This is a genomic window from Mycobacterium europaeum (assembly GCF_002102155.1).
Classification (GTDB): domain Bacteria; phylum Actinomycetota; class Actinomycetes; order Mycobacteriales; family Mycobacteriaceae; genus Mycobacterium; species Mycobacterium europaeum.
In genome coordinates this window covers 1-18,665 of record NZ_LQOU01000041.1, presented here as the reverse complement: position 1 = coordinate 18,665, position 18,665 = coordinate 1, and the positions used below count along the sequence as shown (strand labels likewise).

18 protein-coding genes and 2 pseudogenes are annotated in these 18,665 nt (G+C 68.4%); 8 read left to right on the top strand and 12 right to left on the bottom strand.

The window, feature by feature from the left end; translation table 11 throughout:
* Positions 1-6 precede the first annotated feature (6 nt).
* Positions 7-378 carry a YidH family protein gene (locus AWC03_RS18905; protein WP_085242248.1) on the top strand — a complete coding sequence of 124 codons (372 nt, stop codon included), beginning with the start codon at positions 7-9 and terminating at the stop codon, positions 376-378.
* Positions 375-695, top strand: coding sequence for a DUF202 domain-containing protein (locus AWC03_RS18900; RefSeq protein WP_085242247.1), 321 nt, complete (start codon positions 375-377; stop codon positions 693-695). The genes AWC03_RS18905 and AWC03_RS18900 overlap by 4 nt, the downstream gene beginning before the upstream one ends.
* Here the strand turns inward: AWC03_RS18900 and AWC03_RS18895 are convergent, their stop codons facing one another.
* The gene (locus AWC03_RS18895; RefSeq protein WP_276328779.1) at positions 696-3,572 is read right to left on the bottom strand and encodes an MMPL/RND family transporter; all 2,877 of its coding nucleotides are present in this window, start codon (positions 3,570-3,572) and stop codon (positions 696-698) included. It lies immediately after the preceding gene.
* Positions 3,573-4,170: 598 nt separating this feature from the next.
* On the opposite strand from AWC03_RS18895, the gene AWC03_RS18890 reads away from it, so the two are divergent.
* Positions 4,171-5,067: a glycosyltransferase family 2 protein gene (locus AWC03_RS18890; protein WP_085242245.1), complete on the top strand. Its 897-nt coding sequence runs from the start codon at positions 4,171-4,173 to the stop codon at positions 5,065-5,067.
* A 35-nt stretch (positions 5,068-5,102) separates the two neighbouring features.
* A pseudogene (locus AWC03_RS18885) lies at positions 5,103-5,873 on the top strand (lysophospholipid acyltransferase family protein); the annotation flags it as partial.
* Between the two features lie 8 nt (positions 5,874-5,881).
* Here the strand turns inward: AWC03_RS18885 and AWC03_RS18880 are convergent.
* The 4 genes from AWC03_RS18880 to AWC03_RS18870 all read right to left on the bottom strand — a co-directional run bounded on the left by AWC03_RS18880 (position 5,882) and on the right by AWC03_RS18870 (position 8,501).
* Positions 5,882-6,118, bottom strand: coding sequence for a hypothetical protein (locus AWC03_RS18880; protein ID WP_085242243.1), 237 nt, complete (start codon positions 6,116-6,118; stop codon positions 5,882-5,884).
* Positions 6,115-6,264, bottom strand: a complete 150-nt coding sequence (locus AWC03_RS27305) for a hypothetical protein (protein ID WP_158089981.1) — start codon at positions 6,262-6,264, stop codon at positions 6,115-6,117. The genes AWC03_RS18880 and AWC03_RS27305 overlap by 4 nt, the downstream gene beginning before the upstream one ends.
* A 186-nt stretch (positions 6,265-6,450) precedes the next feature.
* Positions 6,451-7,938 carry a flavin-containing monooxygenase gene (locus AWC03_RS18875; RefSeq protein WP_085242329.1) on the bottom strand — a complete coding sequence of 496 codons (1,488 nt, stop codon included), beginning with the start codon at positions 7,936-7,938 and terminating at the stop codon, positions 6,451-6,453.
* 320 nt (positions 7,939-8,258) lie between these two features.
* Positions 8,259-8,501: an acyl carrier protein gene (locus tag AWC03_RS18870; protein ID WP_085242242.1), complete on the bottom strand. Its 243-nt coding sequence runs from the start codon at positions 8,499-8,501 to the stop codon at positions 8,259-8,261.
* A gap of 234 nt (positions 8,502-8,735) precedes the next feature.
* Here AWC03_RS18870 and AWC03_RS18865 point away from each other — a divergent pair, with 234 nt between their 5' ends.
* Entirely contained in the window at positions 8,736-9,488 is a 753-nt protein-coding gene (locus tag AWC03_RS18865; RefSeq protein ID WP_085242241.1) for a cutinase family protein, read from the top strand.
* A 12-nt stretch (positions 9,489-9,500) separates the two neighbouring features.
* On the opposite strand, the gene AWC03_RS18860 is transcribed toward AWC03_RS18865, so the two are convergent.
* The 4 genes from AWC03_RS18860 to AWC03_RS18845 are packed head-to-tail and all read right to left on the bottom strand — an operon-like array spanning position 9,501 to position 12,030.
* Positions 9,501-10,253 carry an Rv3717 family N-acetylmuramoyl-L-alanine amidase gene (locus AWC03_RS18860; RefSeq protein ID WP_085242240.1) on the bottom strand — a complete coding sequence of 251 codons (753 nt, stop codon included), beginning with the start codon at positions 10,251-10,253 and terminating at the stop codon, positions 9,501-9,503.
* Positions 10,254-10,291: 38 nt separating this feature from the next.
* Complete coding sequence (locus AWC03_RS18855; protein ID WP_085242239.1) at positions 10,292-10,948, bottom strand: enoyl-CoA hydratase-related protein; 657 nt, start codon at positions 10,946-10,948, stop codon at positions 10,292-10,294.
* Positions 10,945-11,571, bottom strand: coding sequence for a TetR/AcrR family transcriptional regulator (locus tag AWC03_RS18850; RefSeq protein ID WP_085242328.1), 627 nt, complete (start codon positions 11,569-11,571; stop codon positions 10,945-10,947). The genes AWC03_RS18855 and AWC03_RS18850 overlap by 4 nt, the downstream gene beginning before the upstream one ends.
* Before the next feature lie 30 nt (positions 11,572-11,601).
* Entirely contained in the window at positions 11,602-12,030 is a 429-nt protein-coding gene (locus tag AWC03_RS18845; RefSeq protein ID WP_142278434.1) for a DUF6636 domain-containing protein, read from the bottom strand.
* Between the two features lie 72 nt (positions 12,031-12,102).
* Here AWC03_RS18845 and AWC03_RS18840 point away from each other — a divergent pair, with 72 nt between their 5' ends.
* Positions 12,103-13,272 (top strand): acyl-CoA dehydrogenase family protein, encoded by a 1,170-nt coding sequence (locus AWC03_RS18840; protein WP_085242237.1) that lies wholly within the window; start codon positions 12,103-12,105, stop codon positions 13,270-13,272.
* On the opposite strand, the gene AWC03_RS18835 is transcribed toward AWC03_RS18840, so the two are convergent.
* The gene (locus AWC03_RS18835) at positions 13,269-13,826 is read right to left on the bottom strand and encodes a TetR/AcrR family transcriptional regulator (protein ID WP_085242236.1); all 558 of its coding nucleotides are present in this window, start codon (positions 13,824-13,826) and stop codon (positions 13,269-13,271) included. The genes AWC03_RS18840 and AWC03_RS18835 overlap by 4 nt on opposite strands.
* A gap of 248 nt (positions 13,827-14,074) precedes the next feature.
* Here AWC03_RS18835 and AWC03_RS18830 point away from each other — a divergent pair, with 248 nt between their 5' ends.
* Both AWC03_RS18830 and AWC03_RS18825 read left to right on the top strand, forming a co-directional pair.
* Positions 14,075-15,334, top strand: a complete 1,260-nt coding sequence (locus AWC03_RS18830; protein WP_085242327.1) for a hypothetical protein — start codon at positions 14,075-14,077, stop codon at positions 15,332-15,334.
* A gap of 123 nt (positions 15,335-15,457) precedes the next feature.
* Entirely contained in the window at positions 15,458-16,306 is an 849-nt protein-coding gene (locus tag AWC03_RS18825; RefSeq protein ID WP_085242235.1) for an SDR family NAD(P)-dependent oxidoreductase, read from the top strand.
* Here AWC03_RS18825 and AWC03_RS18820 read toward each other — a convergent pair.
* Positions 16,303-17,262 carry an SMP-30/gluconolactonase/LRE family protein gene (locus tag AWC03_RS18820; protein WP_158089980.1) on the bottom strand — a complete coding sequence of 320 codons (960 nt, stop codon included), beginning with the start codon at positions 17,260-17,262 and terminating at the stop codon, positions 16,303-16,305. The genes AWC03_RS18825 and AWC03_RS18820 overlap by 4 nt on opposite strands.
* Positions 17,263-17,377: 115 nt before the next feature.
* Positions 17,378-18,535: pseudogene (locus tag AWC03_RS27060) on the bottom strand (IS3 family transposase).
* Positions 18,536-18,665: the final 130 nt, after the last annotated feature.

The window sequence follows — 18,665 nt, the reverse complement described above, 5'->3', positions numbered from 1 at the left end:
GCAACGATGTGCCTCGTGGCCGACACCGACAGCGCCGAAGAGCACGAGCCCGACTACCGCTTCACCTTCGCCAATGAGCGGACTTTTCTGGCGTGGCAGCGCACGGCGCTGGGCCTGCTCGCGGCGGCGGTGGCGCTCGTGCAGTTGGTCCCGGAACTGGGGGTCCCCGGTGCGCGCCGGGTGCTCGGTGGGGGGCTTGCGCTGCTGGCCATTCTGACCAGCGGGATGGGCTTGCTGCGTTGGCAGCAGGCGGATCGCGCCATGCGCCACGGGACCCCGCTGCCACGGCATCCCTCGCCGACCTACCTGGCGGTGGGCCTGACGGCCGTCGGGCTCATCGCGCTCGCGTTGGTGATCGCGAAGGCGGTCATGGCTTGAGCGACTCGCCGGCGGACCGCGGGGGCCAGGCCGAGCGGACGACGCTGGCCTGGACCCGGACCTCGTTCGCGTTCCTGGCCAACGGCGCCCTGCTGATGATCAGGAACCTGCACGGGTCCGTCCGCCCGGCCGACTTGGTCCCCGCCGGGCTGGCCGGCGCCGTCGCGTTGGGGACGTTCCTGATCGCCGTACGCCGCCAGCACACCCTGCAGCAGCGGCCCCTGCCGAAGCGATTGACACCCCGGCGCCAGGTGCACGTCATCGGCGTGGCCGTGCTGGCCCTCATCGTCGTCACCACGCTGGCCCAGCTGACCTAGCTACTCGCCCAGCAGGGCGCGCACCGCCGGCCGGGGCCCCGTCGGCCGCAGCAGCGCGCTGGCGGGGCGCGGCCGCACCGTCAGCGGCCACCAGAACCAGCGGCCCAGCAGGGCGGCGATGGACGGGGTCATGAACGCGCGCACCACCAGGGTGTCGAACAGCAGGCCCAGGCCGATGGTCGTGCCCACCTGGCCGAGCACCCGAAGGTCGCTGACCGCCATGGAGGCCATGGTGAAGGCGAACACCAGGCCCGCGTTCGTCACCACCTTGCCGGTACCCCCGACCGCCCGGATGATGCCGGTGTTGAGCCCGGCGCCGATCTCCTGCTTGAACCGGGCGACCAGGAGCAGGTTGTAGTCCGACCCCACGGCCAGCAGGATGATCACCGACATCGCGAGCACCAGCCAGTGCAGCTCCATCCGGATGAGGTACTGCCACAACAACACTGAGAGCCCGAACGAGGCGCCCAGTGACAGCGCCACCGTCCCCACGATCACCACGGCCGCGGCCAGGCTGCGGGTGATCACCAGCATGATGATGAAGATGAGGCACAGCGAGGAGATCGCCGCGATCATCAGGTCGTAGGTGGCACCGTCGGAGATGTCCTTGAACACCGCCGCGGTGCCGCCGAGGGAGATTCTGGCGTTTTCCAGCGGGGTGGTCTTCAGCGCCTCCTCGGCCGCGCTCTTGATCGCCTCGACCCGCGCGAAACCCTCGGGTGTCGCCGGGTCGCCGCGGTGCAGGATGAACAGGCGCGCGGCTTTGCCGTCCGGCGACAAGAACATCTCCATGCCCCGCTTGAAGTCTCGGTTGTCGAAGACTTCCGGTGGCAGGTAGAAGGAGTCGTCGTTCTTGGCTGCGTCGAAGGCCTGGCCCATGGCGCCGGGGTCCTTGCCGTTCTCGTCGAGCTGGCCGAGCACCCCGGACATGGTGCTGTGCATCGTCAGCATCATCGTCCGCATGCTTTCCATGGCGTCGATCATCGGGGGGAGCTGGGCGATCAGCTCGGGCAGCAGCGCGTCGAGCTTGTCCAGGTCGGCGACCAAATCGCCCAGCCTGTCGGTGATTTCGTCCACGCCGTCGATCGCGTCGAAGATGGATCGCAGCGACCAGCAGACGGGGATGTCGTAACAGTGCCGTTCCCAGTAGAAATAGCTGCGCATGGGGCGCCAGAAGTCCTCGAAATCCGAGATGCGGTCCCGCAATTCGGCCGTGATCGCTTGCATGTCGTGGGTTTCGCCGGTCAGGTGGTGGGTCGTGGCGGCCAGCTGCGACATCAGCTCGTGCATGCGCCGCATGATGGCGATCATCTTCGCCAGCTCGTCGGCCTGCCTGAGCAGGTCGTCCATGCGTTGCCTCTGGAAGGCGCTGTTTTCGGCCAGGACGGCGTTTTGCGCGCCGATCATGAAGGGCAGCGTGGTGTGCGGGAGCGTGGTCCCGTCGGGCCGGGTTATCGCCTGCACCCGGGAAACGCCCGGCACGGCGAGCACGCCTTTGGCTAACTTGTTCAATACCAACATGTCCGCCGGGTCGCGCAGATCGTGGTCGGCCTCGACCAACAAGATCTCCGGCTTCATCCGCGCCTGGGAGAAGTGGCGGTCCGCCGCGGCGTATCCCGCGTTGGCCGGCAGGTCCGCGGGAACGTATTGCCGGTCGTTGTAGCTGGTCTTGTACCCGGGCAACCCGAGCAGCCCGACGAGGGCGACGCCGCACGTCGCCGCCAGAACCGGCGCGGGCCAGCGGGTGACCACCGTGCCCATCCGTCGCCAGCCGCGAACCTTGATCATCCGCTTGGGGTCGAAGAGGCCGTAGCGACTGCCGACGGTGAGAACCGCGGGCCCCAGCGTGAGCGCCGCCGCCACGGCGACGAGCATGCCGGCCGCGCAGGGTATGCCGAGGGATTGGAAATAGGGCAACCGGGTGAAGCTCAGGCAGTACGTCGCGCCCGCGATCGTCAAGCCGGACCCCAGGATGACGTGGGCGACCCCGTGGTAGGTGGTGTAGTAGGCGGTCTCCCGGTCCTCGCCGGCCTGACGTGCCTCTTGGTAGCGGCCCAGCAGGAAGATCCCGTAGTCCGTTCCGGCCGCGAGGCTCAGCGAGGTGAGCAGGTTGATGGCGAAGGTGGAAAGCCCGATGACGCCCAGGTCGCCGAGCAACGCCACGGTTCCGCGCGCGGCCACGAACTCGACACCCACCAAGAGCAGCAGCAGCACGACGGTGACGATCGAGCGGTACACCGCGAGCAACACGACGAAGATCACCAGGATGGTCGTCGCGGTGATCAAGACGAGCGACTTGTCGCCGCTGGCGTGCATGTCCGCGATCAGCACCGACGGCCCGGTCAGATAGACCTTGAGCCCGGCGGGCGGGGGCGTTCGGGCGACGATGCCCCGGACGGCGTCGATCGATTCGGCCGCCAGGGCCTCGCCCTGGTTACCGGCGAGGTCCAGTTGCACGTAGGTGGCCTTGCCGTCGGCGCTTTGCGCGCCCGCGGCGGTGAGCGGGTCGCCCCAGAAATCCTGGATGTGCTGGACGTGTCGCGGATCGTCCCTGAGCTTGCGGATCAGGGCGGCATAGAACGTGTGCGCCTCGTCGCCGAGCGGGCGGTCGCCCTCGAGGACGATCATCGCCGCGTTGTCGGAGTCGGATTCGGCGAAAACCTTGCCCATCCGCTTCATCGCCTGGATCGACGGCGCTTCTTCGGGCGTCATGGACACGGAGTGTTCTTGTCCGACTTTTTCCAGCGATGGGACGCCGAGGGTAACGACGACCGTGATTGCCAGCCACCCGAAGATGATCGGGATCGAAAGTCGGCGGATGGCGCGTGCGATGAATGGCTGTTCCGGATGTGCGGTGGCCGTGCGATTCTTGGTCACGCGGATTTCAATTATTACCCTTTGCCCCGAGGTTTCTCGTAACGTACACGGTGCAGCTCAGCACGGACGCCGACTTTGGAGATGGCGCGTTACGCGGTAAACGTACGCTACGGCGGGCGGTGACGACTGCGAAATCGAATAATTGCCGGCTGCTCGCCCGCCGGCCGCATCCGGCGGCGGCCGCAGGGGGATCCGGCGGGCCGGTGACCGGCGACACACCGACGCCGCGTACCGTGCAGGTTAGCCTGCCCAAAGTTGCCAGTCCCCATGCGCGGCGGGGCTTTTCGTTTTCTGGACTGTCGAGCAGCGGCCGGGGCGCATGGCCGTCGAAGCCGAGCGGAATGCCACGACCGGCAGTAAACTGCACTCCCACGTGCTCAACGTAGACACGTGTTGAACAAGTCGCCCTTCCGGGGTTAAGGTTTCGAGAAAAGAAGCGATATTCGGAGGCAGGCCGGGCCGCGGTTGCCATAGGGTCCGAATCAATGAGCGTGGCGAATTCTTGCGGTGAGTAATTCGGCGCGCACGTTCCACCGGCGCAGGGTCGGGGCCAATGCCAGATTCCGATTCTGCGCCTTCGCAGATTGGTCTCTGAGCAATGGCCCAACAGCCGTCCGTCGCGATCGTCATTCCGGCTTATAACGAGGAACGTTATATCGGGAAATGTCTGGCATCGTGCCTCGACCAGACGTCGGCACCCGAGGAGATCATCGTCGTCGACAACAAGTCGACCGACAACACCGCGGCGATCGTGCGCCGGTATCAGGCCGAGAACCCGCACATCGACATTCAGCTGATCGAGCAAAACGACCATCAGGGCATTGCCCCGACGCGCAACCAGGGCTTCGATCACGCGCGAAGCGACATCATCGCCCGGACCGACGCCGACTCCGTCATCGCCAGGGACTGGGTCGAGACCATTCGCCGCCGGTTCGAGGATCCCGACGTCGACGCGGCCAGCGGCCCCATCGGCTTTCACGACATGCCGCTGCGGGGGTTCCTGTTCTGGACCGACGCCACCCTGCGCGGCAAGGTGCACAAGTACGCGAAGAACGAGCGGTTCCTCATCGGCGCCAACATGGCGATTCGCGCCCAGGCGTGGAAGTCGGTGCGCCATCTGACGCAGCTGGACCTCGAAGACCGCCTGCACGAGGACGTGGATCTCGCGCTGACCTTGTTCAAGAACGACTTCGAGATCGCCTACGAGCCGGGCATGGTCGTCGCCATGTCGGCCCGCCGGGTGGAATCGTCACCGCGAGAGTTCTACCGGTATGTCACGCGCTATACCAGGACGACCGACCTGCACGGCGTCAGGAGTCCCGCGGGCTACACGGCGATCACCACGCTGCTGCTGCTGTACTTCCCGTTCCGGACGATGCGGTTCTTCTACGATCCCGACAACCTGCACTTCACCTCGGCGAAGGCGCGCGACAAGCTGCGCGCGATGCGCGCCGGGCGGCGCCCGGTTCGCTGGCCCGGCGCGTCGCGGCGATGACCGCCGGAGGCGAGCTGGCGGATCCGGCCCCGGCCGGCAACCCGCCACCCGCCGACCCGGGCGGCTGGGATGTCCCGCGCTCCGGCGGGCCGATCGCCGGCCTCCGCAGGCAGGTATCGATGGTCGCGGGATTCGGGTTGGCCCTCCCGCTCGCCGCGGGCGCGCTGGGGGTGGGCCTGCTGAGCCGGAGCCGCCGACACGGGGTCAACTTCTTCACCTCCACCTGGCCCAAGGTACTGCTCGCCACCAATGGCATCCGCATCAATGTCGTTGGCGCACACAACCTCACGGCGGAGCGCCCGGCCGTGTTCCTCTACAACCACCGCAACCGGGTCGACCCGTTCGTCGCCGCCGCGCTGATGCGCGACAACTGGATCAAGATCGCCAAGAAGGAGCTGGCGCGCGACCCGATCATCGGCACGCTGCTGAAGTTGAACGACGGGGTGTTCCTCGACCGCGACGACACCGCCGCGGCGGTGGAAACCCTGCACCAGGTCGAAGAGCGCGCGAAGGAGGGGCTGTCGATCCTGATCGCCCCGGAGGGCACGTCGCTGGAGACCACCGGGGTGGGGCCGTTCAAGAAGGGCGCGTTCCGGATCGCGATGGCGGCGGGGGTTCCGATCGTGCCGATCGTGATCCGCAACGCGGAGATCATCGCCGCGCGCGAGTCCATGGAGATTCACCCGGGCACCGTCGACGTCGCGGTCCTTCCGCCGATCCCGGTCGACGACTGGACGCTCGACGCGTTGCCCGATCGCATCGCCGAGGTGCGCGGGCTGTATCTGGACACGCTGGCCGATTGGCCGGCCGGGCCCTAGGCGATTGCACGCAGCCCGGAAACCGTCGAGCGCATCGGGCGCAGCGACGACAGGAACATCACTCCATAGCCGTTGGCGCGCAAGCTGACTCGCAGGTCCGCGCTCGGCGTGTTCTGCTCGAACCACTGGGCCAGGGCGGGGCGGTGCTGGTAGGCGGAGGCGTTCTGGACGCCCAGCAGCCGCAGGAGGGCCGACAACGTGTTGGGCTGGCTGGGCCCGGTGGCGATGGTCAATGTGTTCCTTCCGGCGGTTGGGCGTGCGTGGGCAGCAGTTGCTGTGTGGTCGAGTCGGCCACCGAATGCGCGGGCGCATCGATGCCACCCAGCGCGAAGGCGAAGGTGATCGCCAGGAAGGCACATCCCCGGCACAGTGTTTCCATTGGGCCCCATCGGCTTTCGCATCGGTAGCGGACGGAGAGTCCGCGTGTCTGCTTCAGGCCCGATTACCCCGCTCCGGCGCGCGCAAACGGGACCGGGGGTGTTTTCACCGAATCGCCGACGTCCCATCGGCGACACGCGTCACTGGACCGGCCGTCTCCGCCAGGGGCTGTGTGACGGGTGTTGCGTTACGCGATCACGTAGTCGGTGAGCGGGAACGTCGCGGCCTCCCGCACCGAGTTCAGCGTCGATGTCGGCCGCAGCAGCGACGCCTCACCGCTGGGGCTGAAGTAGTAGGACCGCGACGTGGCGCAGTTGCCGGAGTAGAACACCGTGTTGTCCAGCCGTTTGGTCATCCGCGCCATGAACCGGTCGTTGGCCTCCTCGGTCACCTCGAAGGTCGTCGCGCCGCGGCGCTTGACCTCGCCGAGCAGCCGGTCCATGTGCCGCATCTGGTATTCGATGGTGTGGAAGAAGGACAGTCCGGAGAAGGCGAACGGGCTGGCCAGGCTCAGGAAGTTGGGGAAGTACGGCATGGTGACGCCCTGGTAGGCCTGGAACCGGGTCTCCCGCCACCACTTGCCGAGGTTGCGGCCCTTGCGGCCGACCACCTCGATGGCCGGGAAGTTGGCCTCCCACAGGTCGAAGCCGGTGGCCAGGACCAGGGTGTCCACGACGGTCTTGCGCCCGTCGGTGGTGACGACGCCGTCCGCCTCGATCCGCGCGATCGAGTTGGTCTCCAGGTGCACGTTGGGCTGGGTGAATGCGCGGTAGAAGGCGTTGGAAAAGGTCGGCCGCTTGCAGCCCAAGTCGTAGTCCGGCGTGAACTTCTTGCGCAGTTCCTTGTCGCGGATCCACCGGAAACGGTTGATCTTGGCCAGGTCGGAGGCGGAGATGTTGCCCCGTCCGTGGGACTCTTTGAAGTGCAGCGCCCCGACGACCATGATGATCTCGAGCAGGACGTCGGTCACCCACCGCAGCGCACGCTGGGCCGCCGGCACCCGGGCGAACAGCCGCCGCACCCCCGGGGAGAACCCGAAGTCCAACTTCGGCAGCACGTGGGTGGCCGTGCGCTGGTAGACGGTCAGCTCCGCGGCCTTTTTGGCCAGCTCCGGAATGACCTGCACCGCCGACGCCCCGGTCCCGATGACCGCGATGCGCTGTCCCCGATAGCGGTGTCCGTGGTCCCACGCGGTGGTGTGGACCACCTTGCCCTCGAAGCTGGCGACGCCCGGGATGTCCGGCATGCGCGGCTGGGACAGGAAGCCCGTGGCGGTGATCAGAAAACGGGCCGTCAGGGTCTCCCCGCCGGCCAGCGCCACCCGCCACACCGCGGCGTCCTCGTCCCACTGGGCGCCTTCCACCGTGGTGTTGAACCGCATCTTGTTGCGCACGTCGTACTTGTCGGCGACGTCCCCGGCGTACTTCTTCACCTCGGCGCCCGGCGCGAACAGCCGCGACCAGTCCGGGTTGGGCTCGAACCAGTAGGAGTAGGTGGTCGACGGGATGTCGACGGCGATCCCCGGGTAGTGGTTGACGTGCCAGGTACCGCCCAGGTCGTCCTCGCGCTCGACGATGACGAAGTTGTCGTACCCGAGGCGCTTGAGCTGGATCGCGGCACCGATGCCCCCAAAGCCCGCGCCGACGATGACGGCGTCAAAAAGGTTCGTGTTCACACCCTGCTCCGTGCTCACTTGCTCTTGCTCCGCGCTTACCCACAAAGAACTTTCATTTATCTTACGAAATTCTAATAGAGCTGTGCGTAGGGCGCGTGCGTGTTTGCCGGCATGTGACCTTGCCGACATCAATGTGCGAGCCTGGCAATCGGCGATCGCGTCGCGATCGTGCCGCACAACGACCGCCATGCCATGCAGCTGACGCAGGGAAGACGGCCGTTCGGGAGGACGGTCGTGCGGATGGCGGAGCGCATGACCGCCCTCCGACTAAAGTTCTTGCCGCAGGGGCGAACCTGCGACGCGGCGCGTTGCCGGTGTTCTCACCGTGCGGCCGGCCCGGCCGGGGCCGTCGTCTGCAGGCGGCCCAGGAACTCGTGGCAGCGCCGGGCACGCTCGGAATCCTGGGCCATCATCTCGCTGAAGAACGATGCGACGTCGTCCATGCCTGCGTTTTTCGCGTCGCGCACGTATTGGCCGTAGTCGTGTCCCGCCTTCAGCGAGTGGTACTGCACCGAGATAAGATCGAACGTCACGTCGTCGAAACCCGTTTCATCCGTAGCCATGTCATCACCTATCCGTCTCGTCAGCGTGTCCGCCGGACCGGCTACCCTCGTAAGCCGGCACCAAACGGCGGCCCGGGGCGGTTTCGGTAGATGGCGGTTGTCCTCCGGACCGTTCGCTGGACGACGTAATCGGTGGCCCGACACGCGGCGCTCATCCGACGCTTGTTGCGGCGCCTAGGTATACAGGAAACAATGACGATTGTTCGCCAGGTTGACAGTTTGGGAGGGGTCCGCATGGGCATCAGTCGCGGCATGATCGCACGTCACTTCGTCCGTTCCCTAGCTCCAGCAGTCGCCGCCGCCTCCGGCCTCGGCGCGTCGGCCCTCGTCGGTTCCGCCCTGCCCACCGCCGCCGCCCAATGTCCGGACGTCCAGGTGGTCTTCGCCCGCGGCACCGGCGAAGCCCCCGGCGTGGGCCCCACCGGACAAGCCTTCGTCGACGCGCTGCACTCGCGCGTGGGCGCCAAGTCCTTCGACGTCTACCCGGTCAACTACCCCGCCAGCGACCAATGGGACACCGGCGTCGACGGCATCAGAGACGCCGCGGCTCATGTCAATTCGATGGCCCACGACTGCCCCAACACCAGAATGGTGCTCGGCGGCTACTCCCAGGGCGCGGCCGTGATGGGCTTCGTCACCTCACCGTCGGTGCCCGACGGCGTCGACCCCAACACCGTGCCCAGGCCCCTGGACCCCTCGGTGGCCAGCCACGTCTCCTCGGTCGTGCTGTTCGGCATGCCCAACGTGCGCGCCATGAACTTCCTCGGCGAGCCGCCGGTGGTCATCGGCCCGGCGTATCAGGACAAGACCATCAAGGTCTGCGCCACCGAAGACCCGGTCTGCTCCGACGGCATGAACTTCGCCGCCCACAACACCTACGCCGACGACGGCGCCATGATCGACAAAGGCGTCGCCTTCGCCTCCAGCCACCTCGACGCGGGCACCAGCGGCGCCGGGGCGCCCCCGGTCCGGGGCTTCAGCGGCTGAGCGACCGCTCGGCTACTCGGCGCCTTTGGCGTTCAGAAAGTTGACGATCCCCTGGGTGACCGCGGCGGCGTACCGCGCCCGGCCGTCGGGGCTTTGCATGCGCGCGGCGTCCTCGGCGTTCTTCATGTTGCCGAGTTCGACCAGGACGGCCGGGTACTGGGCCAGGTTCAGCCCCGCCAGGTCGTCGCGGCCGTACAGGCCGCCCGACCCGATGTAGTTGGCGGGCTGGAACCCGGCCTGCGACAGCGCATCCCGCATGGTGGTGGCCAGCTGGACGGCCGGGCCGGCCTGGACGTCGTTCAGCGGCGGGCTGGAGTAGTTCACGTGGAATCCGCTGCCCGAGGCCGGTCCCCCGTCGGCGTGGATGCTCACGATCGCGTCCGGGCGCATCGCGTTGGCGGCCGCCGCGCGTTGGTCCACGCACGGGCCGACGGAGTTGTCGTTGTCGCGGGAGAGTTGGGTGCGCACGCCCATCTGGTTCAGCGACTCGCTGATCAGCGTCACGACGGCCCAGGTGAACGCGTGCTCGGGGTAGCCGTCGGCGGTGGCGGCGCCGGAGGTCTGGCAGGCCTTGGTCCCGCCGCGCCCGTTGGGGACCTGCTGGTTGATCGAGGCGTCGTTGACGCCGTTGTGCCCGGGGTCGAGGAAGACGGCCGCCCCGGCCAGGCCGGCGTGGGCGCAGGGTGCGCTCAGCAGCGCGCCGGCACCGAGCAGCGCCGGCGCGAATCTCAGCACGTCGCGGCGCGAAACGGGTCCGAGACTCACCGCGCGATGGTAGCAATCGGCGCGGCGTCACCGACCGCTCAGACGTCGGTGAGCGCCCGCGCCGCGGCGCGGAACATCGTCTGTTTGATCGCGCCGAGCGTGCCGGGGTCCTTGCCGCCCAGCGGGCGCAGCAGGCCGGTCGCCGCCTCGGTCACCTCGCCCTCGGCGGCGGTCGCGTCGACGATGCCGAACTCGGCCGCCTCGTCCCCACCGAACCGCCGCCCGGTCGTCATCGAGGCGACCGCGGCGCGGGGCGTGAGCTTGGCCTGAATCAGCGCGGCCATGCCATCGGTGAACGGGATGCGGATGTCGACCTCGGGGAAGCAGAAGAATCCCCGGTCGGCGCGCATCACCCGCACGTCGTGGGCCATGGCCAGCATGGCGCCGGCGCCGAAGGCGTGCCCGGTGATCGCGGCGGCGGTCGGCATCGGGAAGGTCAGGACGCGGGCCAGCAGCGCCTGCACCCGCGCGACGTAGTCCCGGGTCTGCTCGGCGTGCGCGCCCAGCCAGTCCAGATCCAGCCCGTTGGTGTAGAACTTGCCGCCCGCGGTGGTGACCAGCCCCTGGGCGCCGGCCTTCTCGATCTCGTCGAGGTGCTCGGTGACGGCGTCGAGAAACTTTGGGGAGAACCGATTCTCGTCCTCGCCGAGGTGTAGCACCGCGATCTTGTCGTCCCAACCCAACATCGGTGTCATGTCCCGTCCTTTCCTCTGGTGTGGCGCCGGGGTTCCCCGGCGCCGAGCACGGCGGTGACCGCGGCGCGCAACCGTGCGCGCGCGTCGGGGTCGTCGATTCGGTTGCGGCGCAACAGGATCGCTGTCGGCAGGTCGACGAGGCACATGGTGACGACGTCGACGGCCGCCGCGTCCTTGCGGTCCCACAGCAGGCGGGCCAACCGGATCATCGACTCCACCAGCAGTCGGTCCAGGTCACGCAACTGTGCGGCGATGTCGGGCGGCGTCTGCGGGCCCAGCAGCTCCTCGCGCCGCACGGTCAGCAGCAGCCGCGACGACGCCGGGTGGTCGTGGGCGAAGACGGCCGGGGCCTCGGCCGCGGCCACCACGGCGGCCACGGCGTCGCCCCGCGGTGCGGCGTCGATCAATTCGGCTTGCACGCCCAGGAATCGGTGCCCGGCCCGCAGCCACGCTCGCCCGACGAGCCCCGCCCGCGAGCCGAACGCGTGATACAGCGCGCCGTTGGACACGCCGGTCGCGTCGCCGACGGCCCTGATCGTCACCGCGGCGGGCCCGGCCTGCACGGCCAGCCGTTCGACGGCATCCAGGATCTGATCCTGGTCGTGAACCCGGGGACGCGGCACGCCCACCACAGTAACAGAGCGGTTGCTCTGTTATTTCGTGGTGTACGACGTGCGCGAAATCCGGAAGAAGTGGCCGGTGGAGGAGTCGGTGCAGGTGATGGCGGCGGCCTCGCTCGTGCAGCTGAGCGCGGCCACGGACCGCGTCTCACCGACCGGGAGCGTCGGCAGCCCGATGCCGCGCGTGGTGTCCGTGTGGCAGACCATGGCCGGTGAGCTGCCCTGCACCAGGTCGATCTGGTCACCGAACGCCCCGACGCAGGACCGCGGGCGGGGCGGCATCACGTAGCTGGGTTCCGCCACCCCGCAGGACGCGCGGGGCGCGTCGCCTCCGAACGCCGCCATCACGCACGTGACGTCGCCCGAGGGCGACTGGAACTGCTCGAACGGATCCGCGTGCGCGACGGCCGCCGGCCCCGCCGCGACCGCGACCAACACCGCCGCCAGGCGCTTGGCTTTCATGCTGCAGTTGTAGCCCTTTTCGGCCGACAACGGTACCTGGACCGTACTTAAAAGTATGGTACGGTCGGCGCCATGTCCGTGATCGACGACCGGCAGCTGCACGGCATCACCGACGACTTCGTCGCCCGGCTGGCCGAGCGCGCCGAGGAGGCCGAGCGGCTGCGCCGGCTACCGGCGGCGACCGTCGACGAGTTCCGGCGGACCGACCTGTTCCGGCTGCTGCTGCCGGCCCGCTTCGGCGGCATCCAGGCGTCGTTTCCCGAACTGCTGCAACCGATTCGGCGCATGGCGCACGGCTGTGCGTCCAGCGCCTGGACGCTGGGGTTCTACGCCCTGCACAACTGGATGCTCTCGCTGTTCGACCTGCGGGCCCAGGAGCAGGTGTTCGCCTCGGGGCCGGTGCTGGCGCCCGCTCCCCTGGCCCCCACCGGCCGCGGCACCCCGGCCGACGGCGGCGTGCGCCTGACCGGCCGGTGGTCGTGGGCCACCGGCGCGATGGACGCCGACTGGGTGATGGTCGGGGCGCTCGTCGAGCGGCCCGACCGGATCGATCCGGCGCTGGTGCTGGTGCCCGCTGGCCAGGTCGAGGTCGCCGACACCTGGCACACCGCGGGCATGCGGGGCACCGGCTCCCACGACGTCGTCGTCACCGACGTGCTCGTCCCCGAGCACCACCTGGTCTCGGTGGCCGACATCTACGCCGGGACGGCGCCGGGCGCACGGACCCACGACGCCCCGACGTATCGGTGGCCGATGGTGCCGGCCCTGGCGCTGGTCGCGTCGATGCCGGTGCTCGGCGCCGCCGAACGGGTCACCGAGCTGTTCGCCGAACGGCTGGGCGGCCGGGTCCTGGCGTACAGCGGTGCGGCGCAGAAGGATCAGCCGGCCGCACAGATCCGGCTCGCGAGCGCGCGCGTGCGGCTGCGCGCGTTGCGGGCGCTGGTCGACGAGACCGCCGGCGGCATCGAGGACCTGGTGGTCCGCGGCGAACGGGTGAGCCGGGCGGTGCGGGCCGACGCGCGGCTGGCGGCCGCGCACACGGTGCACGAGAGCAAGGCGATCATCGCCGACCTCGTCGAGGCCTCCGGCGCCAGCGCGCAGTTCCTGTCCAACCCGATGCAGCGCTTCAAGCGCGACGTGGACATCGCGGCCGGGCATGTGGTGTTCGACTACGACGTGAGCCGAGAGTTGGCCGGGGCGTTGGCGATTGGCGCCAAGATCTCCCCGATCGCGATGGTCTAATCCTTGAGCATCAGCTCGAGGAATTCCTCCCGCTGCGCCGCCTTTTGCGCCTGCTGGGCCGAGTCGGCCAGGTGCAGCAGCCCGATGCCGGCGGCGAAGGTCAGCTGGGCGCGCAGCCTGGCGTCGTCGGGGCTGAAGCCGTAGTCGCTGTATGCCTTCGTCACGGCGCGCAGCAGGCGCCGGTCGGCCGCGCGGACGTTGGCGGCGGCGGCCGGGTCGGTGCGGGCCCATTCGCGCATCGCGCGTTCCAGCGTCCAATGCCCCGGGCTGGTCAGCGCCGCCATCATGGCCGACAGGCGTTCCCGCGGCGGCAGCGCGTCCAGCTCGGCCAGCGACTGCCGGTCCTGTTCCAGGAAGGTGTTCCACGAGTCGACCAGCGCGGCGCGGTAGCTGTCCATGTCGTCGAAGTGCCAGTAGAAGCTCCCGCGGGTGACCCCGGCCTGCTGGCAGAGGCGCTCGATCTTGAGCGCGCGCACCCCCTGCTCGGCGAGCAGCGTGTAGCCCGCCTGCAGCCAGTCCTCCACGGACAGGCGGGGGGTCCTACTCGCGGGCACACCTGAAGGTTACGGGTGATTTGCTCGCTCGCAGAGTGGGTTATCCGGCGGGGTCTAGGGTTTGCTCGCGGCCGTCGCTGCAGGCCGGCTCCCGGCGTCGGTGAATTCCTGCCAAACACACGGCGAAGGGAAGCGGTGTGCCCGGCACAGGGGTGTAACGTCCCGATTTGCTAGCCGACAAATTCCTGTTAACTGTTGGCCGCATTTGCCAGGCCGAAGGATCAGGGGGCGCCGTGAGCACGACCGACATGTTCGACGTGTCGGCCGGGACCGATGCCGACGAGGTCGTGGTCGCGCTGCACGACGAGGCGCTGCTGCTGGGCGGGGACCCCGCCGCCGTCGAGTCCTACCTGACGCGGCTGCGTTCCATCGCCGGGCCGGGCATGCGGGTCGCCGGGATCGACGCCGCCTCGCTGGCGAGCGGGCTCGTCGGGGTGGCCGCCCTGCTGGCCGACTGCGGCAAGTACGTGCAGCTGCATCGCGACGCCGTGGACGCGCTGAAGGAAGGCAACCTGGTTCCCCTCGGCGAGGGCTTCTTCCGGCTGGCGACGGGCGTCGACGCCGGGGAGCTGCTGGCCTCGCTGCAGTGGCAGCCCGCGGTGCTGGGCGCTGAGGCGATGATGTCGGCGCAGATGATCGCCGTGCAGGTGGCGCTGAAGTCGGCGGTCGCGCAGGTGGAGGACGCGGTCCGCCGGGTGGAGGACAAGGTCGAAGCGGTGCTCGACGTCGCCCGCGCCCAGCGCGCCGGAGATGTGCTGGGCAACCACCTGACCATTTCGCGGATGGTCGACTCGCTGGAGAAGTACGGCTCGCTGCCGGAGGCGTACTGGGATTCGGTGGCCGCCCTGGGCCCGGCGCTCAACGTCACCGTCGAGCAGCTGCGCAACCATGTCAGCCGCATGCTGGCGTCCTTCGACCCCGGGCTGCCCGTGCAGCAGCGCGCCGAGCGGCTGCGTAATGCGTTCGAGGACAACCGGCTTGGCGACGCGCTGAGCCTGCTGGTGATCACCGAGGAATCGCTGCACAAGTGGCAGCGGCTGAACCTCGCGCGCATCGAGTCGACGCAGCCCGAGCACCTGCTGCGGGCGATCGACGAGGCGCGCGAGCTCGTCGACCATCACCTGCGCGAGGACATCGAGATCTACCAGAAGGCGAAGGAAATCCTCGACCGGTTCGCGAAGTCCCATGCGGTCGACGGTTTTCGCATCCGGTCGGTGCGCGAGCTGGCCAAGCAGCGCGACGCCCTGCGCGACGAGCTCGACCGTTTCGCGGAGGCCCGCCGGCACCAGGTCGAGACCTGGGAGGACTTCCACATTCCGAGCTTCTTCGACGCCGCCGTCGCCACCTTGGAAGCCGCCGGTTCCATTACCGGCCAGGCGCTGGTTGGCGTGGGCCGGGGGCTCCTGTGGTTGGGCACGCAGGTGGTCGAGCCGTTCCGGGGCAAAGCCACCGAGGAACCGCCTCAGACCAGCAGCTCTGGACTCGAGGAACATCAGTCGGCATCCTGACCGGGCGGCGACGCTTTCGGGCGGGCGCGGTGAGTCGTCGTTGACTGCGGGCGAGGCCGCCTTGATACTCCACCAGTACGGCCGTTCCGCGGCTGAACCGGTTGGGGCGCAAAGGAGGTCGGCGTGATCGATTTGGGGCTCTCGGGTAAGCGTGCGGTGGTCTCCGGTGCGGGCTACATCCCCGAGCGCGCGGGCCACGGCTGGTTCACGTCGCTGGCCCTGGCCGAGGCCGGTGCCGCGGTGGCCTGCATCGACATCGACGAGGCGCGCGCGGAGCAGGTTGCCGGCGAGATCGTCGGCCGGGGCGGCACCGCCGTCCCGATCGTCGCCGACATGACCGATCCCGAGCAGGTCGGGCGGGCGATCGACGACGTCGAGGCAGCGCTGGGCGGTATCGACGTGTGCGTCGACATCATCGGGGGCGCGAACTGGTCGAAGGTCGAGGACTTCACCACCGAATTGTGGGACGCGGCAATCCACTACAACCTGACCCAGGTGTTCTACCTTTTTCAGGCCGCGGCACGCTACATGATCGGCCAGGGCAGCGGTGGGTCGCTGGTGGCGATCGCGTCGGTCGACGGCATCGCCTCGGCGACCTACCACGCCGCCTACGGCGCCGCCAAGGCCGGCGTCATCTCGCTGGTGAAGACCTTCGCCGACGAGCTGGGCCGGTACGGCATCCGCGCCAATGCGGTCGCGCCGGGCAACGTGGGCTCGGGCAACGAGGATCAACCGCCTGGTGAGTACAACGTCAACGGGATCAACCCGCTGGCGGCGCCCCGCGCGCATGACATCGCCAACGCCGCGCTGTTTCTGTCCTCCGAGCTGGCCGCCCGCATCACCGGCCAGACGCTTGTGGTGGATGGCGGTGCCACCATTCGGCAGCTGTGGGGACTGGGCGAGTCGATGATCCCGGCCGACCCGCAAGCGGCGATGCCGGACTTCATGCGGCCCGGGCCGTCGGGGGGCTAGCGCTGGTGGATTATCGGCAGGCCGGGCACCGAGCTTCTGCCCTTGAGCACATATGGCGTCGTGATCGAGCCGATGTAGATGTCGCGCATGTCCTGCCCGCCCCAGGCGATGCTGGTCGGGCCGTTTAATAGCGCGCCGTCGGGATCGTCGAGGACGACCGTCGCCGTGCCGTCCGGGCGGATCGCCACGATCCTGTTAGCCAAAACGAGTGTGACCCAGAGGTTTCCCTCGGCGTCGAACGCGCATCCGTCGGCCATCCCCCACCGCCGGCCTACGTCCGGGTCACCCATGAACCGGCCGGCGTCGGGGCCGTACTCGTCGGGGCGCCTGTCCCCCAGCGGCGGGCCGTATTGCTCTGGCGGGCCGAGTGTTTCGCCGTCGATCGGAAACCGCACCACGTCGGCGGTCAGCGTGCGAACCACATACAGGTAGTCCTCGTTGCGATCCAGCGCCATACAGTTGGGGAAGTTCACCCCGTCAGCGACCACGTGCACCGATTGGTGATCCGGCGCGACCCGGAAGATGAACCCGTCGGCCGTTCCGCGCCCGATGGTATCGAGAAGATCGTCTGCCACCGTGCTCACCGAACACCACAGGGCACCAATCGAATCCACGCACGCAAAGTTTAGCCACTTCAGCGGGCGTCCATCGAGTTGGTCGGCCAGCACCGCCGTGATGGCGCCGGTCGTCGGGTCGAGGTCCTGCAGCGCGCCCAAGCCCCAATTGGCAATCAGGAAGTGGCCGTCGCGGTCGAGCGCGATGCCGTTCGGCTCGCCGCTGGCCTGGCCGATGTGCCGGACGGTGTGCTCATCGATGAGTTCTGCGACAGCTGAGGACTTGTCGGAGGCGAACACCCGACCGTCGCTGGCCACCAGAACGTGTTCCGGGCGATCCACGCCGCGTCCGACGGGATGCAAGCCGATCACCGCGATGGTGGTCTTGCCCGTTCCGTTCATCGATCCCCTTTGAACGTCTAGCTGTCCAACGCTAACCCGAGTCGTGATCCGGATTTGGCTTGCAGTGGGCAGTTTGACAAGCATGGGTCTGCTGCACGAATAGGTGACAGCTTCTTCACGCGGCCTGGCTGGCCGGTGTGGTCATGATTGCTTCGTATTCGATCGGGGTCAACCGGCCGAGGGCGGCCTGGCGGCGTCGGCGGTGGTAGGTGCGTTCGATCCAGGTGACGATGGCGATGCGCAGTTGCTCGCGGGTGTCCCAGCGGCGGCGGTTCAGCACGTTTTTCTGTAGCAGGCTGAAGAACGATTCCATCGCGGCGTTGTCGCCGGCTGCGCCGACGCGGCCCATCGATCCCGTAGCGGCCCAGAGCGTGGACGAATCGTCGGCTTCGAAATTGACTGCCCCTGTCGGTGTGGACGATGCAGCCGGCGACGTCACCGCGGCGTGCGACAGCGCCGGCCAGGGCTTGGGTGGCTAGTCGTGATTTCATGCGCGAGTCGATCGAGTAGCCGACGATGCGGTTGGAGAACGCGTCTTTGATCGCACACAGGTAGAGCTTGCCCTCGCTGGTGCGGTGCTCGGTAATATCGGCCAGCCACAATCGATTTGGCACCTCAGCGGTGAAACGGCGACCGACCAGGTCATCGTGGACCGGCGGGCCGACCTTCCCGTTCTTACCGCGTCTGCGCTTACCGAACGCACTCCACCAGCCGTTGTCGGCGCAGATCCGCCAGGCAGTGCGCTCGGCCATCGGATGCCCGGCGTCGCGGGCCTCCTCGACTAGGAATCGGTAGCCGAACTCGGGGTCGTCGGCGTGGGCGTCGAACAACGCGTTGGCCCGATGTGCGGCAACGTATTCGGAGTCGGTCACCGGATCGGCCAGCCAGCGGTAATAGGGCTGGCGGGCGAGCTTGAGGACCCGGCACGTCACCGCAACGGGAATCCCGTTGGCGGCGAGCTCTTTCACGAGCGGGTAAAGCCTTTTCCCGGCAGATTGGACTGCGACAAATACGCCGCGGCCCGGCGCAGCACTTCGTTCTCCTGCTCAAGCAGCTTGATCCGTCGACGGGCCTCCCGCAGCTCCGACGACTCGCTGGTCGTCGTGCCCGGCTTGGCGCCCTCATCGACGTCGGCCTGGCGCATCCAGTTCGACAGCGTGACCGGATGCACCCCGAAATCGGCGGCGATCTGCTCGAGTGTCACCCCGTTCTCACGATTGCGGGCGACCCGTACGACATCGTCGCGGAACTCCTGGGGATACGGGCGTGCCATAGTGACATCCTCTCAGCCCGCCCAGTCTGGGCAAGCGAGCTCGGTGTCACCTGTGAAACGCCCTGGAAATCCCGGAGGCTCCTGACCTTGGAAACGAGGATGCAGGTATGCCCACGGAATCGTCGTCGGG

Bases quoted from the DNA above. Each gene is read 5' to 3' on its own strand.
- AWC03_RS18905 (WP_085242248.1), top strand. From the start codon at position 7: ATGTGCCTCGTGGCCGACACCGACAGCGCCGAAGAGCACGAGCCCGAC.
- AWC03_RS18890 (WP_085242245.1), top strand. From the start codon at position 4,171: ATGGCCCAACAGCCGTCCGTCGCGATCGTCATTCCGGCTTATAACGAG.
- AWC03_RS27305 (WP_158089981.1), bottom strand. From the start codon at position 6,264: ATGGAAACACTGTGCCGGGGATGTGCCTTCCTGGCGATCACCTTCGCC.
- AWC03_RS18870 (WP_085242242.1), bottom strand. From the start codon at position 8,501: ATGGCTACGGATGAAACGGGTTTCGACGACGTGACGTTCGATCTTATC.
- AWC03_RS18865 (WP_085242241.1), top strand. From the start codon at position 8,736: ATGGGCATCAGTCGCGGCATGATCGCACGTCACTTCGTCCGTTCCCTA.
- AWC03_RS18855 (WP_085242239.1), bottom strand. From the start codon at position 10,948: ATGACACCGATGTTGGGTTGGGACGACAAGATCGCGGTGCTACACCTC.
- AWC03_RS18845 (WP_142278434.1), bottom strand. From the start codon at position 12,030: ATGAAAGCCAAGCGCCTGGCGGCGGTGTTGGTCGCGGTCGCGGCGGGG.
- AWC03_RS18840 (WP_085242237.1), top strand. From the start codon at position 12,103: ATGTCCGTGATCGACGACCGGCAGCTGCACGGCATCACCGACGACTTC.
- AWC03_RS18830 (WP_085242327.1), top strand. From the start codon at position 14,075: ATGTTCGACGTGTCGGCCGGGACCGATGCCGACGAGGTCGTGGTCGCG.
- AWC03_RS18820 (WP_158089980.1), bottom strand. From the start codon at position 17,262: ATGAACGGAACGGGCAAGACCACCATCGCGGTGATCGGCTTGCATCCC.